Origin of the sequence: Brachybacterium epidermidis, assembly GCF_015209585.1 — a bacterium.
In the GTDB taxonomy this organism is placed as follows: domain Bacteria; phylum Actinomycetota; class Actinomycetes; order Actinomycetales; family Dermabacteraceae; genus Brachybacterium; species Brachybacterium epidermidis.
In genome coordinates, this window is record NZ_JADEYR010000004.1 from 159,449 (window position 1) to 176,213 (window position 16,765).

The 16,765-nt window shown below is 70.7% G+C and carries 14 protein-coding genes; 5 read left to right on the forward strand and 9 right to left on the reverse strand.

Annotation, left to right across the window (positions count from 1 at the left end):
* Positions 1-20 precede the first annotated feature (20 nt).
* Entirely contained in the window at positions 21-698 is a 678-nt protein-coding gene (locus IOE58_RS06115; protein ID WP_193865518.1) for a C39 family peptidase, read from the reverse strand.
* A gap of 193 nt (positions 699-891) precedes the next feature.
* The gene (locus IOE58_RS06120; protein WP_193865519.1) at positions 892-2,541 is read right to left on the reverse strand and encodes a helicase HerA-like domain-containing protein; all 1,650 of its coding nucleotides are present in this window, start codon (positions 2,539-2,541) and stop codon (positions 892-894) included.
* A gap of 90 nt (positions 2,542-2,631) precedes the next feature.
* Here IOE58_RS06120 and IOE58_RS06125 point away from each other — a divergent pair, with 90 nt between their 5' ends.
* Positions 2,632-3,639 carry an acyltransferase domain-containing protein gene (locus tag IOE58_RS06125; protein WP_193865520.1) on the forward strand — a complete coding sequence of 336 codons (1,008 nt, stop codon included), beginning with the start codon at positions 2,632-2,634 and terminating at the stop codon, positions 3,637-3,639.
* Positions 3,640-3,678: 39 nt separating this feature from the next.
* Here IOE58_RS06125 and IOE58_RS06130 read toward each other — a convergent pair whose 3' ends face one another.
* Entirely contained in the window at positions 3,679-4,308 is a 630-nt protein-coding gene (locus IOE58_RS06130; RefSeq protein WP_193865521.1) for a TetR/AcrR family transcriptional regulator, read from the reverse strand.
* A 140-nt stretch (positions 4,309-4,448) separates the two neighbouring features.
* Here IOE58_RS06130 and IOE58_RS06135 point away from each other — a divergent pair, with 140 nt between their 5' ends.
* Positions 4,449-6,194, forward strand: a complete 1,746-nt coding sequence (locus IOE58_RS06135; protein WP_193865522.1) for an MDR family MFS transporter — start codon at positions 4,449-4,451, stop codon at positions 6,192-6,194.
* A 117-nt stretch (positions 6,195-6,311) separates the two neighbouring features.
* A complete protein-coding gene (locus IOE58_RS06140) occupies positions 6,312-7,409 on the forward strand; it encodes a GNAT family N-acetyltransferase (RefSeq protein ID WP_193865523.1) in 1,098 nt (365 codons plus the stop codon).
* Between the two features lie 30 nt (positions 7,410-7,439).
* Here IOE58_RS06140 and IOE58_RS06145 read toward each other — a convergent pair whose 3' ends face one another.
* The 5 genes from IOE58_RS06145 to IOE58_RS06165 form a co-directional block, all read right to left on the reverse strand.
* Positions 7,440-7,700, reverse strand: a complete 261-nt coding sequence (locus IOE58_RS06145; RefSeq protein WP_193865524.1) for a hypothetical protein — start codon at positions 7,698-7,700, stop codon at positions 7,440-7,442.
* The gene (locus tag IOE58_RS06150) at positions 7,697-9,199 is read right to left on the reverse strand and encodes an MFS transporter (protein ID WP_193865525.1); all 1,503 of its coding nucleotides are present in this window, start codon (positions 9,197-9,199) and stop codon (positions 7,697-7,699) included. The genes IOE58_RS06145 and IOE58_RS06150 overlap by 4 nt, the downstream gene beginning before the upstream one ends.
* Positions 9,200-9,397: 198 nt before the next feature.
* Positions 9,398-11,020 carry a glutamine-hydrolyzing GMP synthase gene (gene guaA, locus IOE58_RS06155; protein WP_193865526.1) on the reverse strand — a complete coding sequence of 541 codons (1,623 nt, stop codon included), beginning with the start codon at positions 11,018-11,020 and terminating at the stop codon, positions 9,398-9,400.
* An 18-nt stretch (positions 11,021-11,038) separates the two neighbouring features.
* Entirely contained in the window at positions 11,039-11,452 is a 414-nt protein-coding gene (locus tag IOE58_RS06160; RefSeq protein ID WP_193865527.1) for a DUF3817 domain-containing protein, read from the reverse strand.
* On the reverse strand, positions 11,449-12,297 hold the full coding sequence (locus tag IOE58_RS06165; protein ID WP_193865528.1) for an SURF1 family protein: 849 nt from the start codon (positions 12,295-12,297) through the stop codon (positions 11,449-11,451). Before IOE58_RS06165 ends, IOE58_RS06160 begins: the two co-directional genes overlap by 4 nt.
* A gap of 148 nt (positions 12,298-12,445) precedes the next feature.
* Here IOE58_RS06165 and pta point away from each other — a divergent pair, with 148 nt between their 5' ends.
* Positions 12,446-14,527, forward strand: coding sequence for a phosphate acetyltransferase (pta, locus tag IOE58_RS06170; RefSeq protein ID WP_193865529.1), 2,082 nt, complete (start codon positions 12,446-12,448; stop codon positions 14,525-14,527).
* A gap of 125 nt (positions 14,528-14,652) precedes the next feature.
* Positions 14,653-15,873, forward strand: a complete 1,221-nt coding sequence (locus IOE58_RS06175) for an acetate kinase (RefSeq protein WP_193865530.1) — start codon at positions 14,653-14,655, stop codon at positions 15,871-15,873.
* Positions 15,874-16,166: 293 nt separating this feature from the next.
* On the opposite strand, the gene IOE58_RS06180 is transcribed toward IOE58_RS06175, so the two are convergent.
* A complete protein-coding gene (locus IOE58_RS06180; RefSeq protein ID WP_193865531.1) occupies positions 16,167-16,730 on the reverse strand; it encodes a GNAT family N-acetyltransferase in 564 nt (187 codons plus the stop codon).
* Between the last annotated feature and the right edge of the window lie 35 nt (positions 16,731-16,765).

The following is a 16,765-nucleotide window of genomic DNA, read 5'->3' on the forward strand; positions in this document are numbered from 1 at the left end:
ACGACGGGATCAGCCAGCTGTCACCAGAAATAGCCCGCGTCCCAGCCGTCGTAAACGCCGCACAGGTTCGCGACCTGCCACAGGGGCAGCCAGTAGTAGGCCGGGGCGGTGAACCCGCCCAGGGCGCTGCCCGCGGGGTCCGCGATGAGCAGCTCGCGGGTGTCCGGGTCGTAGCCGTCGATCACCACGTAGTGCCCGATGCGGCTGGTGTTCCCGTGCCACAGCGGGTAGGAGCCCGCCGGGGCCTGCCAGTACGCGATCGAGGGGTACCCGTTGCGGACGTTCTCAGTGACGCGCTCCCACAGCAGGTTCGCGGAGTAGGAGGTCGCCGGCTTGGTGGGGACCTTCTGGAAGCTGTAGGTGGCTCCGGGCATCGTCGCGCTGAGGTAGTCGTCGATGGTCCAGAACGGGGTGGCGCCGTACTCCTCCGTCTCCAGGTGCGCGGCGATCGTCGCGAGCGACGGCGGCGTCGCCATCTTCGCGCTCAGTACCATCCACACCGACGTCGGGCCGCAGTAGTAAGAGTTCGGCTGGTAGAGGTGCTTCGAGGCGGTCTCGACGCGGCCGGAGGCGGAAGCCGGCGCCGACAGCGCGGCGCTGCCGGCCGCCAGGCCGGTCCCGAGGAGCGCGGCGGTGCCGAGCGTGCGCAGGGCTCCGCGGCGGGTCAGCCGGGGAGCGGTCGTCGTGAGATCGGGCATGTCGGTCCCTTCGATGCGGGGGGATGGAGGCCACCCGGGGCCGCAGGCGCGCCGCTGACCGCCTCGACGAGCTCGGGGCCGTCCCAGCGGGCCGAACGCCCCGGGCCCGATCAGGCTAGGGTCCACGCCGCCGGATGTCGATGGGTAGCTCTACCCCTTGACATCTGACCTCAGATGCTTACCCTCCCCACGCTCAGCGCCGTCGGCGCCGGGTCCCGAAGAGGCTGCGCGTGATCTCCCGGCCCAGCACCGTCCCGGCCGAGCGCAGGAACGACTTCACCGCCGGGTTGGCGAGCACACCCTCGTCCTTCGCACCGGAGGAACGCTTCCGGGCAGGGGCCGCGGCGCCCTTTGTCCGCGTCGACGTCGGCGCCGGCTCTGCGCCCTCCTCTGCGGCGGCCTCGGCCTCCGCCTCGGCTCGCTCGGCGAGGATCTCGAAGGCGCTCTCGCGGTCCACGGGGGTGCCGTACTTCTGCTGGAGAGGGGAAGCGGCGACGGCCTGCTCGATGACCTGCTCCCCGGCGGGCACCATCGCGGATTCGGGGGCGCGCACCGCTGTGATCGCGACCGGCGTCGGGGCGCCGTCCTCGCTCATCACGGTGACGATGGCCTCGCCGGTGCCGAGCCCGGGGATGACCTTCTCGAGGTCGTGCTCCGAGGTGGGGAAGGTGGAGGCGGTGGCCTTGAGCGCCTTCGCGTCGTCCGGGGTGAAGGCCCGCAGAGCGTGCTGGACCCGGTTGCCCAGCTGGGCGAGCACGTCGCCGGGGATGTCCTTCGGGGTCTGGGTGATGAAGAAGACCCCAACCCCCTTGGAGCGGATGAGCCGGACCGTCTGCACCACCTGGTCCAGGAAGGACGCGGAGGCGTTCTTGAACAGCAGGTGCGCCTCGTCGAAGAAGAACACCAGCTTCGGCACCTCGGCGTCGCTCACCTCGGGCAGCTCCTGGTACAGCTCCGCGAGCATCCACATCATGAAGGTGCTGAACAGCTCCGGGCGGGTGGCCACCCCGGGCAGTTCCAGGCAGGAGATGATCCCGGTGCCCTCGGGCGTGGAGCGCAGCAGCTCCTGCACGTCGAAGGCCGGTTCGCCGAAGAACACATCGGCCCCGGACGCTTCGAAGGCGGTGAGCTTGCGCAGGATCACCCCGGCGGTGGCGGTCGAAATGCCGCCGATGCCCTTCAGCTCGAGCTTGCCCTCCTCGGAGGTGAGGAACTGGATCAGGGCACGCAGGTCCTTCAGGTCCAGCAGAGCCAGACCGCCCTGGTCCGCGTAGTGGAAGATCAGGCCCAGCGAGCTCTCCTGGGTCTCGTTGAGATCCAGCACCTTGCTCAGCAGCACCGGCCCGAAGTCGCTCACGGTGGTGCGGATCGGCACCCCCTGGCCCTGACCGCCCAGGCTGTAGAACTCCACGGGAGCCGCGCGGGAGATCCACTCCTGGCCTCGCGCGGCAGCGCGCGCGGTGAGCTTCTCGGAGGCGGGCCCGGGCACGGCGATGCCGGAGAGGTCACCCTTCATGTCCGCCACGAACACGGCGGCGCCGGCGTGGGCGGCCTGCTCGGCGATCACCTGCAGGGTGCGGGTCTTGCCGGTGCCGGTGGCGCCGGCGATCAGGCCGTGGCGGTTCAGCATCGAGACGGCGAGGTTCACCGGCACGCTCGGGTCCGGCTCGTCCCCGTCGAGCATCGCGCCGAGGTGGATGCGCGCACCCTCGAAGCCGTAGGCGGTGCGGATCGCCTCGGCCTCCTTCGAACTCGCGGGCGGCGCGGCCGGGGCGTCCTGTGCCCGGGAAGCCGGGGCGTCCTGCGTCCCGGGCGTGGCGGGATCCTGCTGCGCACTGGTCATCATGGCCTCCTCGCCGGCGCACCGGCGCGCTCGCGGTCGGGACGCACCGATCGTAGCGGGAGAACGCGGCTGACCCGCTACCGTGATCACATGAAGCCACCCCCGCCGGCCGAGATCCGTGCCGAGGACGAGCTCGCCGCCGCGGACGTACGCGTCATGCTCACCGCCCCCTCCCGCGCCGCCCTGCTCGAGAACCTCGGGATCACCGACCAGGACGCCTCGGACCTGCTCCCCTTGCTCGACGCCGCCGCGGCCGATGCGGAGGTGCTGGCCGAGGTGGCCGAGACCGCGAACCGTCTGCGCGCCGCCGCCGGACTCGAGGTGCCCGAGGTCGACCTCGCCGCCGAGAAGGAGCGCCACGACGCCCTCCAGCGGCGTCTTGCCCCCGGGGAGGGTCTGGTGGCGATCCTCGCGCTGCTTGTCTCGACCTCGACGGTGCGCGCCTGGCACGCCGTCCGCGGGCTCACTCCCGAGCAGTCCTGGGAGGTGCTCGCCGATCTCGGCCAGCAGATGCGGGTCCATCGCGCCGGCACGGGGCGCCTGGGCCTCCACCAGCTGAACTGGGTGAGCATGAACTGGGCGGGACGGCTCGTGCACCTCGGGCGCCTCCAGTTCGACCTGCACCGTCGAAGGGCCGCCCTGCTCGCAGGCGCCGGTTCGACGCCGTCGGCCGATAGCTCCCGCCGCTGGGTGCTCGGCACCCACATCCCGGCGCGGGGCCCGCTGGATCCCTCGGAGGTCGACGCCTCCTTCGACGCCGCGACCGCCTACTTCACGGAGCACTACCCCGAGCTCGGCGCGGGGCGCGGCCCGGAGGAGCCCGCGTTCGGCCATGAGTTCGTCTGCGACTCGTGGCTGCTGAGCGACCAGCTCGCCGAGATCACGGGAGAGGGCTCGAACCTCGCCCGCTTCGCCGCGCGCTGGGAGATGCTCGAGCGCTCCCGGATGGACGACGGGGCGCTCTTCTTCGTGTTCGGCCGCCGGCCGCCGGTCGACGTCGCCTCGCTCCCCCGCTCCTCGCGCCTCGAGCGCGGGGTCGCCGAGCGCCTCGAGGACGGGCGCGGCTGGATCGGCGGCCTCGGGCGCCTGCTGCGCTGAACCCTGCCCACCTCGGCCCGGGCTCACTCGGCCTCCGGCTCAGATCTCGGTGCCCGACCCGTCGTAGAGGGTGAGCACCTGGTCGAAGGCGCGGACCGGGTCGATGCCGCGCCGCATGGAGATCGCGAACGCGCTGCGGGTCAGGGCGAAGCTGACCTGCACCAGGATCACCGCATGATCGCGGGCGAACTCGCCCTCGAGCGCCTCCGCGAGCTCCTCGACCAGCTCGGTCTGCATCGCCTGGAGGTTTCCGCTGGAGACCAGGTGCAGGCTCGGCTCCTGCTCCATGACCTGCTTCTTCAGCTCGCGCAGACCGCGGTCGACGGGGACGTTCGCGATCGCCTCACGCATGATCGAGCGCATCGCCTCGCGCGCCGGCATGACCGCGAGCTTCTCCCGCAACGAGGCGATCGCCTGCGCGCCCTCCCCGCCGTTGATCCCGAGGATCGCGGACTCCTTGGTCGCCCAGTGGTTGAAGAAGGTGCGGGTGGAGACCCCGGCGCGCTCGGCGATCATCTGCGCTGTGACCGCCGAGAGCCCGTGCTCGACCACCAGCTCGAGGGCGGCGCGATGCATCGCCATGCGGGTCTGGCGCTTCTTCTGCTCCCGCAGGCCGAGCTCCTCCGAGCCCGCAGAATCATGGTCATCGGTCGTCTGCGCGGAAGTCACGTTCCCATCCTAGGTCCGACACATCACACAATCTGCACTCGATGCAATAGTGCAGTCAATGCAACAGTTCTGTATTGTTGCCGAGTCACAGCCCGACGGGGTGCTGCGGCCGTCCCCCACCGCTCACCCCCGAGGACCTCATGACTGCATCCATCACCCGGGCACCGCAGGCGGAAGCCGCAGAACCCGCCGCCTTCACCGGCCTCGACCGCCAGGGCACGCTCGTCTTCGTCGGGCTCATGCTCGGCATGTTCGTCGCCTCCCTCTCCCAGACCATCGTCGGTCCGGCGATGCCGCGCATCGTCGCCGAGCTCGGCGGCGTCGAGCACTACAGCTGGATCGCGACCGCCGCGATGCTGGTCTCCGCCGTCGCGGTCCCGATCGTCGGCAAGCTCTCCGACCTCTACGGGCGCCGCTGGTTCTACCTCGGCGGCCTCGCCGTGTTCATGATCGGCTCCGTGCTCGCCGGCCTCGCCCAGGGCTTCTGGTTCCTGGTCTTCGCCCGCGCCGTGCAGGGCCTGGGCATGGGCACCCTGATGCCGCTGAGCCAGACCATCATCGGCGACATCATCCCGCCCCGTCAGCGCGGCAAGTACCAGGGCATCATGGGCGCCGTCTTCGGCGTGACCTCCGTGGTGGGCCCGCTCCTCGGTGGTACCATCACCGACAACTTCGGCTGGCGCTGGCTGTTCTACCTCCCCCTCCCTCTCGGCGTGGTCGCCTTCGGCTTCATCCTGCGCTTCCTGCCCCTGCCGGCCGCCGGCCAGCACGGCAAGGTCGACCTGCTCGGCATGATCACGCTGACCCCCGGACTCGTCGTCGGCCTGCTCGCGACCACCTGGGGCGGCAACGACTACGCCTGGGGCTCCCCCGTGATCATCGGGATGTACGCGGTGGCGGCCGCGTTCCTGATCGCCTTCGTCGTCATCGAGACCAAGGTGCCCGAGCCGCTGCTGCCCATGCACCTGCTGCTGCGTCCGATCGTCGCGCTCTCCGTCGCGGCCTCCTTCGCGATCGCGGTGGCGATGTTCGGCGCGATCATCTACATCCCGGTCTACGCGCAGGGCGTCATGGGCGTCTCCGCCACCAACTCCGGCGCGATCCTGATCCCGCTGTCGGTCGCGATGATCCTCACCTCGATCGTGGTGGGTCTGCTGATCACGCGCCTCGGCACCTACAAGATCTTCCTCGTGCTCGGCGGCGCCGTGCTCGTGGGCGGGTACCTGCTGCTGGCGAACCTGCAGTACGGCGACTCGCAGTGGCACCTCACCCTGGCCATGATCGTGATCGGCCTGGGCCTGGGCCTGTGCATGCAGGTGTTCACGCTCGTGGTCCAGAACGTCGTCCCCCGGCGCGAGCTCGGGATCGCCACGGCCGCGATCCAGTTCTTCCGCAACCTCGGCTCGACCATCGGCACCGCCGTGCTCGGCACGGTGATGACGTCCCAGATGGGCACCGCCATCCAGAACCAGATCTCGGCCCTGCCAGCCGAGCAGCTCGCCGCGCTCCAGCAGGGCGGCGGTGATCTCGACGCCACCGGCCTCGAGGCCGCGGTGCTCGACCCGGCGGCGCTCGAGCAGCTGCCCGCCTTCCTCGTGGACCCGATCCGCATGGGCATGAGCGAGGCGATGCACGTCGTGTTCCTCACCGCTGTGCCCTTCGTGGTGCTCGCCTTCGTGCTCTCGCTGTTCGTGAAGCAGGTCCCTCTGCGCGAGACCGTCGAGAGCGCCGAGGACATGGCCGCGGACTCCGACAAGCAGCTCGGCCCCGCCGCCGACGGGGCGCTCGCCGGCGAGCGTGCGGCCGGGTCCGTGCCCGTCACCGGCGAGATCCGCACGATCCATCCCCACGCCGACGGGCAGGACGGCGCGGAGCCCGCCCGCTGACCCGCGCCGTCGCCACCCCGCGCGACGACACATCGCGACACCCCGCAGCACCGTCCCCTCCCGCGCCAGGTCCCCGATGCCCGAAGTCCTCCCGTCCCCGCGTGAAAAGATGGGCGGATGCTGCTCGTCGACCACTTCGCACCCACGCTGCCCGCCGTCCTCGAGGGCCGACTCGCCACGCGCCTGCCGCTCGCCTCGGACGTGGCCCCCGTGACCGCGCTGCTCACGGCCGCGATGCGCCGCTACGACCCCGAGGCCGCGGCCGACGAAGCAGGACTGCGCTCGCGGATGGTGGGGCTGAAGTCGTGGTCACGACGCCAGGTCGTCGTCGTGCCCGCCGGCGCCGACGGCTCCCCCACCCTCGAGCTGCCGCCGCTGGCGTGGATCGCTCTCGAGGACCGCGCGAGCGGGCGCACGAACGTCCAGTTCGTCATCGCCGCCGACGCCCCCGAGCGGGAAGAGCTCGCCGCCTCGCTGCTGGACTGGGCGGTCGAGGTGGGCGGCTCCTTCGCCCGCGCCCGCGGCGTGGAGGCCACCAAGCTCACCACGGACGCGAACGCGCTGGACACCGACCGCGCCCACCTGCTCGAGGCGTCAGGCTACGAGATGGTCCGCTCCTGGCTGCACATGCGCCGCCCCGTCTCCCCCGAGGAGACGACCTCGCTGCCCGCCCCGCGGGAGGGCACCCGGGTCCGGCGCGCGCACCGTCACGAGTCCGGCCTGCCGGTCGCCCAGGACGTCCGCACCGTTCACCGGATGCTCGAGGAGTCGTTCGCCGACCACTGGGGCTCCTACCGCGAGTCCTTCGCCGAGTTCGTCCAGCGCCTGATCGAAGCGCCGGACGAGGCCGACTGGGACCACTGGTGGATCGCGGAGATCGAGCGCGAGGGCCGATGGCTGCCGGCGGGTGGCCTCGTCGCCGCCCCGATCAAGGCCACCACGACCCGCGGCGAGGGCACGTATCTGGAGTACCTCGGAGTGCACCGCAGCGCCCGCGGGCGCGGGATCGCGAAGTCCCTGCTGCGGGCCGCGCTGCGCGACGCCGCCGAGCGCGGGCGGACGTTCGTCGACCTCGAAGTGGACGAGGACTCCCCCACCGGCGCCGACCGGATCTATGCCTCGATGGGATGGGAGACCTATGAGCGCACCCACTCCTGGCATGCGACCGCGCCCTCGCACCCCTCGCGTCTGCTGGAGCCGCCGCCCTCGGCGTGACCGCCGGCGCACAGGGCAGCACGGCGCCGGTCAGGCGGTGGGCCCGCGGCGCCCGCGCATCCATCGCCAGAGCCGCAACGGGAACATGCCCAGCAGCGGGGCGTGCTCACCGAGGCGGGCGTCACCGCGCCGGTCGAAGGCCGCAGCGAAGCGCTCGGCCTCGGCTGCGGTGTCGTAGTCCTTCGTGCCTCCGCCTTCTCCGCAGCCCCGCTCGCACTCCCAGCGCATCGTGCGTCCATCGGCGCGGAAGGCCGGTCGGTGGCCGAACACCAGGCAACCCAGGGGCGTCATGCCCGCTCACCCGTCTCTCCTGCGCCCCTCTCGGTCTCGCCGTCGCCGGGGCCGTCATCCTCCTGCGCGGTGAGCGGGGCGGCGAGGTCCTCGAGCTCCCGCCCCTCCGCGCGGACGCCGAACACCAGCTCGGCGACGCCGCCGAGGGACATCACCGCCGCGGCGATCAGGAAGCCGATGGCCACCGGCATCCGCTCCCCGGTGTCGATGAGGCTTCCGAACAGCAACGGGCCGGCGATGCCGCCCGCCGCGGTCCCGAGTGCATAGAAGAAGGCGATCGCGAGCGCCCGCGTCTCCATCGGGAAGATCTCGCTCACCGTCAGATAGGCGGCGCTGGCGCCGGAGGAGGCCAGGAAGAACGTGATCACCAACAGGATCATGAAGGCGGTGAGCCCGCCGGTCTGGCTGAGGAACACCCACGCCAGGGGCAGGGTCACCGCGGCGCTGCCGAAGTAGGCGAGGGCGATCATCGGTTTGCGACCGACGCTGTCGAAGAAGTGTCCCAGCAGCACCGGGCCGGCGAAGTTCGACAGCGCCCAGAAGATGATGAACAGCGGAGTGAGCGACGCACCGACGTCGTAGAAGGACGACAGCAGAACGCCGAGGTTGAAGGTGATGCCGTTGTAGAGGAACGCCTGTCCGAGGAACAGCGCCAGGCACAGGATCGAGCGCCGCGGGTACTTGCGGAATGCGACCGAGGCGATCTCGCGGAACGGGATCGCCTTGCGCTGACGGATCGTGAGCGAACCCTCCGCCGGGGGCAGCTCCTCGCCCCGTTCCTCCTCGATGCCCTCCTCGATCCCGCGCACGATCCGTTCGGCCTCCTCCTCGCGGCCGTGGATGAACAGCCAGCGAGGGCTCTCCGGCACGTGGCGCCGCACGAACAGCACGCAGATGCCGAGGACCGCGCCGAAGCCGAAGGCGAGTCGCCATCCCAGGTCGATGGGCAGCAGCGCCGTGCTGAGCAGCACCAGCGACAGCGCGGAGCCCGCGGCCGAGCCCAGCCAGTAGGAGCCGTTGATGATCAGGTCCACCCGCCCCCGCGCCCTCGCGGGTATCAACTCGTCGATCGCGGAGTTGACGGCCGCGTACTCGCCGCCGATCCCGGCGCCGGTCAGGAAGCGGCAGAGGAAGAAATACCAAGGGGAGAAGGAGAAGGCCGTCGCCACGGTGGCCACGAGGTAGAGCACGAGCGTCCACAGGAAGAGCTTCTTGCGGCCCAGCCGGTCGGTGAGCTGGCCGAAGACGAGCGCACCGAGGCAGGCGCCGACGATGTAGATGGCACCGGCCACGCCGATCTGGCCGGCGGAGATGTCCAGACCGCTGCCGTCCTCGGTGAGCCGGGCGGCCACGTTGCCGACCATCGTCACCTCAAGGCCGTCGAGGATCCATACGCTGCCCAGCCCGATCACCACGCGCCAGTGGAAGCGGGACCAAGGCAGGCGGTCCAGCCTCGAGGGCACCTGCGTCGTGATCGTGTCGCTCTCGGCCTCGGCCATCGGTCCGCCCTTCTCACTCGACGACGTCGCGGCAGTCGACGGAGGACGAACGCTCACTGACGTCCGCAGAACGTAGCCCTTCGCCACCCGGCGCGGCAAGGCGCCTCCCCGCCGATCGGTCGGGAGCCTGCTGCCAGGGCCCCGACGGCGCGACGACGACCCCCGCGGATCCCGACCGCGGGACGGCTCAGCAGGGGCTCACTCCCATTCGATGGTGCCCGGTGGCTTGCTGGTCACGTCCAGGACCACGCGGTTGATCTCGGGCACCTCATTGGTGATGCGGGTGGATATGCGGCCCAGCACCTCGTACGGCACCTTGGCCCAGTCGGCGGTCATGGCGTCGTCGCTGGTGACGGGGCGCAGCACGATGGGGTGGCCGTAGGTGCGGCCATCGCCCTGCACGCCCACGGAGCGCACATCGGCCAGCAGCACCACCGGGCACTGCCAGATCTCGCGGTCCAGACCGGCAGCGGTGAGCTCCGCACGGGCGATCGCGTCGGCTCGCCGCAGGACGTCCAGGCGCTCACGGGTGACCTCGCCGATGATGCGGATGCCCAGGCCCGGCCCGGGGAACGGCTGGCGCCAGACGATCTCGTCGGGCAGGCCCAGCTCGGAGCCGACGGCGCGCACCTCGTCCTTGAACAGGGTGCGCAGCGGCTCGACGAGTTCGAAGGAGAGATCCTCCGGCAGGCCGCCCACGTTGTGGTGGCTCTTGATGTTGGCAGCGCCCTCTCCCCCGCCGGACTCGACGACGTCGGGGTACAGGGTGCCCTGGACCAGGAACGCGGTGGCGTCCTCGCTGGTGGTGTGGGTGCCGCCGCCGGCCTCGTCCTCCACCAGGCCGCGCTCACGGAGGATCTCGGCCTGGGCGCGCTCGAAGGTGCGGATGAACTCGCGGCCGATGATCTTGCGCTTCTGCTCGGGGTCGGTGACCCCGGCCAGTGCCTGCAGGAACTGGTCCTCGGCATCGACCACCACGAGCTTCGCCCCACCGGTGGACTCGCCGAAGGCCTTCTCGATCTGCGCGGACTCGTCCTGCCGCATGAGTCCATGGTTGACGTACACGCAGGTGAGGCGGTCCCCTATGGCACGCTGCACGAGGGCCGCGGCCACGGCGGAGTCCACGCCGCCGGAGAGCGCACAGATGGCGGTGCCCTCGCCCACCTGCTCGCGGATCCTCTCGACCTGCTCCTCGATCACGTTGCCGGTGGTCCAGGTGGGGTCGATGCCGGCGCCCCGGTACAGGAAGTTCTCCAGCACTTCCTGGCCGCGGTCGGAGTGACCCACCTCGGGGTGCCACTGCACGCCGTACAGCCGCTTCTCGGGGTGCTCGAAGGCTGCCACGGGACTGCCGGCGGAGGTGGCCACCACCTGGAATCCCTCCGGCGCGGCGGTGACGGAGTCGCCGTGGCTCCTCCACCCGTTCTGCTCGACGTCCTGATCGGCCAGCAGCTGGGACGCGGCGTCGACGGCCTCCAGGCGCGTCGCTCCGTACTCGCGCACACCGGTGGGGGCGACGGTGCCGTCGAGTGCGGCGGCCATCGACTGGAACCCGTAGCACAGGCCCAGCACAGGAACCCCGGCCTCCAACAGGGCCGGGTCCAGGCGCGGGGCTCCGGGTTCGTACACCGAGCTGGGGCCTCCGGAGAGGATGATCGCCAGCGGTCTGCGGGCCAGGATCTCCGCCACCGGCATGGTGTGCGGGACGACCTCGGAGTAGACGTCGGCCTCACGGACCCGGCGCGCGATCAGCTGCGCGTACTGGGCCCCGAAGTCGACGACGAGGACCGGATCGGCATCGGTGTTCTCAGCTGTGCTCACGCCCAGAAGTCTACGGCGTCAGGCAGGGCGTTCCTGGTCCTGCAGCGTGGGGCGGCGGGAGAGATCGGACTCCACCTGCTGGTGGGTCCAGCGCTCCCCGAAGAAGGACAGCACCGGGACCACACCGAAGAACATCAGCAGCAGCATCCGCGGCAGCCCCCAGCGCATCCGCATCCACAGGTCGAAGGCGAGGATCACGTAGACCATGTAGATCAGGCCGTGGATCGGGGACCACACCGAGGAGATCTGGTCCCAGGTGGCGGAGGTGGAGGTGAACAGACCCTCGCCGCCGTACACCCCGTACCGCATCACCATGATCGCGACCAGCACCAGCAGTGCGATGCCCTCCACGATGGAGGCGATGCGGAAGCGGGCGAAGGAGGTCCGCACGGCCATTTCGTCGAGGGGGCGGGTGGAGGAGGCCACGATCATCGGTCCTTGTCAGCAGTCGGGGTGGCGGCGGAAGAGGTCGCCGGGGCGGTATCGGACCCGCCCACGCTACCGCCATCCAGCTCTCGTTCGAGTGCCTCGCGCTGGTCGGCCAGCTCGTCCAGGTAGGCGGTGCGCACAGAGCGCCCCCACAGGTACAGGAAGAAGGCCCCGAACAGGATCCACTGCGCGGCGTAGCCGATGTTCTGCCAGTCCAGCCCGCGCGAGAACGCCGACTGCGCGGCCGGCATCGGTGACAGGCCCGCGGACTCGGAGGTCTGCGCCACGTACCCGGCGTACATGGGCGCGCCCCATTCGTTGACCAGCTGCGGGGTGGCGATCTCCGTGGCCACACCCCCCTCGATGCCGTCGGAGGCGGCCTCGCTGGCCTCGATCCGACCGGCCACAGCGACCTCGCCCGACGGGGGCGGCGGTGCCAGGGAGGGGTCGAGGTGGCCGTCGGCGCCGGTGACCTCTGCGGTGGGCAGCCAGCCGCGCGCAACCGGGAGGCGGGCTGTGGTGCCGTCGTCGAGGTCGACGTGCAGGGCCGTGACCACCACGGTGGCCTCGGTCCCGTCGATGCGCCGCCCAGCCACCAGCACCTGCTCGGCGGGATCGAACCGCCCCTGTGCGGTGACCAGCTCGCCCACGATGTCGTTGGTCACGGCTCCCCCGACCTCGAGCACGTCGCGCACGTCCCCCAGCTCAGCGGGGGCATCATCGCGGCTGGTCAGGGCACGGTGGGCACGGTCCCACTGCCAGGAGGCCAGCAGTCCGCACCCCACCGTCGCCGCCACCATGAGGGCGAGCAGGCCCAGCAGGCGGGGGCGAAGAGCGGTGCGCAGCATGACCCCATGGTAGGAGCGTCAGCTGGGGATTAGGCGTGCACGGATGGCATCTGCCCAGGTGCGGGGGGCAGCATGAGAGCCGTCACCGCTGTGGGCAGCAGGACTTCGGGCCTGCCGTCGTGGGCTCCCCCACCGTATTGTGGGGAGCGTGTCGCAGAGTGTCTATGTCGCCAGCCCGGAGGGAATGACAGGGAAGTCGATGGTGGCTTTCGGTCTTCTCGAAGCCCTCGCATCCCAGTCCGACCGCGTCGGGGTGTTCCGACCGGTCGTCAAGGCCGATCGGGCGCGTGACTACGCGGTCGACCTGCTGACCCGGCATCCCGCCGTGGACCAGTCGTACGAGGACGCCATCGGCGTGGACTACCAGCTGATGCTCTCGGACCCGGACAAGGCGCACGAGCAGATCCTGCGCCACTACCGCGAGCTCGCCGAGCGCTACTCGATGCTCGTCGTGCTGGGCTCGGACTACGACGACCTGGCCAACCCTGCCGAGCTCTCCTTCAACGCGGAGGTCGCGGCGAACCTGGGTGCCTCCGTGGTGCTGGTGCTGTCCGGGCTGGACCGCAGCCCCGAGCAGATCGGGGCGCTCGCCTCGGTGTCCCTGGGCGAGTTCGCCGGGCACCACGCCCCGCCGATCGCCGTGGTGGTCAACCGTGCGGATCCCGACTCGCTCACGCAGATCCACGAGACCGTGGCCGCGAAGGCCCAGGGCGGCATCGTCGCGGTGATCCCGGAGAGCCCGGTCATCATGGCCCCCACCGTGGGGGAGCTCAAGGAGGCCGTCGGCGGCAGCCTGCTGCAGGGCAACCCCGAGTGGTTGGGGCGCGTGGCCATCGGCACCGTGGTGGCCGCGATGAGCCTGCCCAACGTGCTGAACCGCCTCACGGAGAACTGCACCGTCGTCGCCCCCGGCGACCGGTTCGACCTGCTGCCCGGGCTACTGATGGCTCAGCAGTCGGGCACGTTCCCCTCGCTGTCCTCGATCGTGCTGACCGGGGGCTACGAGATCCCGGAGGAGGTCACGCGGCTGCTCAGCGGCGTCCAGCAGGACCTCCCGGTGATCGCCACCGACCTGTCCACCTTCGAGACCGCCGTGCAGGTGGCCAAGACCCGTGGCCGCCTCCAGGCCAGCAGCCCGCAGAAGCTGGACGCCGCCCGCCGTGCCGTGGCCGAGCACCTGCCCACGCCCACCCTGCTGAAGGCCCTCGAGGTCAACCGCAGCGAAGTGGTCACCCCGATGATGTTCGAGTTCGAGCTGCTGGCCCGTGCCCGCGGCGAGAAGAAGCGGATCGTGCTGCCCGAGGGCGATGAGCCCCGCATCCTCGCCGCCGCCGAGGCGATCCTGGCCCGCGGCGTGGCGGATCTGATCCTGCTGGGCGACGAGAACGCGATCCGGGCCAAGGCCTCCCAGCTGGGCCACGACATCTCCGAAGCCCGCGTGGTCTCCCCCCAGGATCCGGAGCTGCTGGAGAAGTACTCCGCGGAGTACGCACGCCTGCGCGCCAAGAAGGGCGTGACCATCGAGCAGGCCCGCGAGAAGGTGCAGGACGTCTCCTACTTCGGCACCATGATGGTGCAGATGGGCGAGGCCGACGGCATGGTCTCCGGGGCGGTCCATTCCACCGCCCACACGATCCGCCCCTCCTTCGAGATCATCAAGACCAAGCCGGGCGCGAAGATCGTCTCCTCCGTGTTCCTGATGGCCCTGCACGACCGGGTGCTGGTGTACGGCGACTGCGCGGTGAACCCTGACCCCACCGCCGAGCAGCTGGCCGACATCGCGGTCCAGTCCGCCGCCACCGCGGAGCAGTTCGGCATCGACCCGAGGGTCGCGATGCTCTCCTACTCCACCGGCACCTCCGGGACCGGCGCCGACGTGGACAAGGTGCGCGAGGCCACCGAGATCGTGCGCGGGGAGAACCCCGAGCTCGACGTCGAGGGCCCCATCCAGTACGACGCCGCGGTGGACGTCTCGGTCGCCAAGACCAAGCTGCCCGAGTCCTCCGTGGCCGGCCGTGCCACCGTGTTCGTCTTCCCGGACCTCAACACCGGCAACAACACCTACAAGGCCGTGCAGCGCTCCGCCGGGGCGATCGCCATCGGCCCGGTGCTGCAGGGCCTGAACAAGCCGGTCAACGACCTCTCCCGCGGCGCGCTGGTGGACGACATCATCAACACCGTGGTCATCACCGCCATCCAGGCGCAGGCCGAGTCCACCGCTGCACACTGACCCGCCACCGGGCGGCCATCCACTGTCGCCCTCGGGCCCCGCGCAGGTGTGCCGACACCATCGTCGGTGCCCCCGGCCGCGCCCCGACCGACACCGACCTCCCACAGACCAGGAGACACCACCCCATGAACGCCACGCCCGCCGATCCCCGCGTCCTCGTGATCAACTCCGGCTCCTCGTCCCTGAAGTTCCAGCTGCTCTCCCCTGCCGATGGCACCGTGGACGCCACCGGGATCGTGGAGCGGATCGGCCTGGACATGGGCGCTGCGCGCATCACCGCCGGGGAGCAGGAGTCCACCTTCGCCGGTCCGGTCCCGGACCACGTGGAGGCGATGAGGATCGTGGAGCAGCTGTTCGGCGAGGTGGGACTGTCCCTCACGGACGATCGCATCATGGCCGTGGGTCACCGCGTGGTGCAGGGCGGTGCGCGCTTCGACGGCCCCACCCTGGTCGATGACGACGTCCGCCAGGACGTGTACGAGCTGGGCCGCCTGGCCCCGCTGCACAACTACGCGGCGGTGGACGGCATCGACGGTGCGCGCAAGCTGCTGCCCGAGGTCCCCCACGTGGTCGTGTTCGACACCTCGTTCTTCACCGCACTGCCCGATTCCGCGGCCACCTACGCGCTGGCCAAGGACTTCGCCCAGCAGTACAGGGTGCGCCGCTACGGCGCCCACGGCACCAGCCACCGGTACGTCTCCGAGACGGTCTCCGCGTACCTGGCCGAGCAGGGCAAGGACGTCTCCGACCTGCGGCAGATCGTGCTGCACCTGGGCAACGGGGCCTCCGCCTCCGCCATCCGCGGTGGTGTCCCGCAGGACACCTCGATGGGCCTGACCCCGCTGGAGGGACTGGTGATGGGCACCCGCACCGGTGACATCGACCCCTCCGTGTACATCCACCTGCACCGCCAGGCGGGCCTGAGCGCCGACGAGATCGACACCATCCTCAACAAGCGCTCCGGCATGCTGGGGCTGTGCGGCATGAGCGACTTCCGCGACATCACCGCGGCGGTCGACGCGGGTGACGAGACCGCGAGGCTGGCACTGGACGTGTACGTGCACCGCCTGCGCAAGTACATCGGCTCCTACGCCTTCGTGCTGGGCGGCGTGGACACCATCGCCTTCACCGCCGGCATCGGCGAGAACGTGTGGCAAGTGCGCGAGCAGGCCCTGGCCGACCTCGAGGGCTTCGGCATCGAACTGGACCTGGAGAAGAACCGCGAGCGCTCCAAGCAGCTGCGCGTGATCTCGACCCCCGAGAGCGCCGTGACGGTGCTGGTGGTCCCCACGGATGAGGAGCTGGCGATCGCCCAGCAGGCTGCGGAGGTCGCCGCCGCTCTCTGATCACTACGAGACGGCTGCTGCGCGATCTGCCACGGCCCACCGCTACGCGGACTCCCACAGCTGGTCCTCGGCGACCTCGCTGCGCCAGCATACCGACGGCATGGGCGTCAACTATCTCGGTGTCCCCGCAGATTCTGTCAGCACCGTCACCTGTGAGGTGGAGGGCGCCGACATCGAGGTCGAGAGGGACAGCGGCGCTGGTTCTCTTGATCTGGGGCATCATCGCCCTGGTGCGCTCCACCAGCCAGCGTTGAGCGGGCGGTGCGCGCCGGTGGGCGACGGCAGCCGGGCGATCAGCGTTCGATGCGCGACAGCAGCCCGGTGCGGATCCCCGGGTACTCCTCCCGCAGGATGCTGAAGTACGCCGCGTCGGCGATGGTGCCGTCGGCGGCAGTGCGGAACCTGCGCAGCGTGCCCTCGTAGGTCGCTCCCAGTCGTAGGATCGCCCGGCGCGAGCGCTCGTTGCGGCTGTCGCAGCGCAGAGCCACGCGGCCGACGTCAAGGGTGTCGAAGGCATGGTCCAGCAACAGCAGCTTCACCGTGGGATTCAGCGCGCCGCCCCACAGCTCCCGCGCGTAGTGTGTGTTGCCGATCTCGACCCGCAGGCGCGGCACCAGGTCGTACAGCGTGGTCCGGCCGACGACGGTGCCCTCGTGCTCCACGGCGAAGCCGTACAGCGCCGGGCGGGAGACCAGCTCGAGAAGGTGCTGGGCCATCTCCTGATCCGTGCGTGGTAGCGGCACGCTCATCCCCGACCAGATCTCCTGGTCGACGATGGCGCGGAGCGCGGGAGCGTCGTCCGGCTGCAGCGGGCGCAGGCGCACCGAGCCATGGGCGAGGGTGATGTCGTGCTGCACGGGTGCTCCTGGTGGTTCGTGGCCGGGAAGGGAGG

What these genes read in the sequence shown, in the direction of transcription:
- IOE58_RS06115 (WP_193865518.1), bottom strand. Translation starts at nt 698, where the DNA reads ATGCCCGATCTCACGACGACCGCTCCCCGGCTGACCCGCCGCGGAGCC.
- IOE58_RS06120 (WP_193865519.1), bottom strand. Translation starts at nt 2,541, where the DNA reads ATGACCAGTGCGCAGCAGGATCCCGCCACGCCCGGGACGCAGGACGCC.
- IOE58_RS06125 (WP_193865520.1), top strand. Translation starts at nt 2,632, where the DNA reads ATGAAGCCACCCCCGCCGGCCGAGATCCGTGCCGAGGACGAGCTCGCC.
- IOE58_RS06135 (WP_193865522.1), top strand. Translation starts at nt 4,449, where the DNA reads ATGACTGCATCCATCACCCGGGCACCGCAGGCGGAAGCCGCAGAACCC.
- IOE58_RS06140 (WP_193865523.1), top strand. Translation starts at nt 6,312, where the DNA reads ATGCTGCTCGTCGACCACTTCGCACCCACGCTGCCCGCCGTCCTCGAG.
- IOE58_RS06145 (WP_193865524.1), bottom strand. Translation starts at nt 7,700, where the DNA reads ATGACGCCCCTGGGTTGCCTGGTGTTCGGCCACCGACCGGCCTTCCGC.
- IOE58_RS06150 (WP_193865525.1), bottom strand. Translation starts at nt 9,199, where the DNA reads ATGGCCGAGGCCGAGAGCGACACGATCACGACGCAGGTGCCCTCGAGG.
- IOE58_RS06160 (WP_193865527.1), bottom strand. Translation starts at nt 11,452, where the DNA reads ATGATCGTGGCCTCCTCCACCCGCCCCCTCGACGAAATGGCCGTGCGG.
- IOE58_RS06165 (WP_193865528.1), bottom strand. Translation starts at nt 12,297, where the DNA reads ATGCTGCGCACCGCTCTTCGCCCCCGCCTGCTGGGCCTGCTCGCCCTC.
- IOE58_RS06175 (WP_193865530.1), top strand. Translation starts at nt 14,653, where the DNA reads ATGAACGCCACGCCCGCCGATCCCCGCGTCCTCGTGATCAACTCCGGC.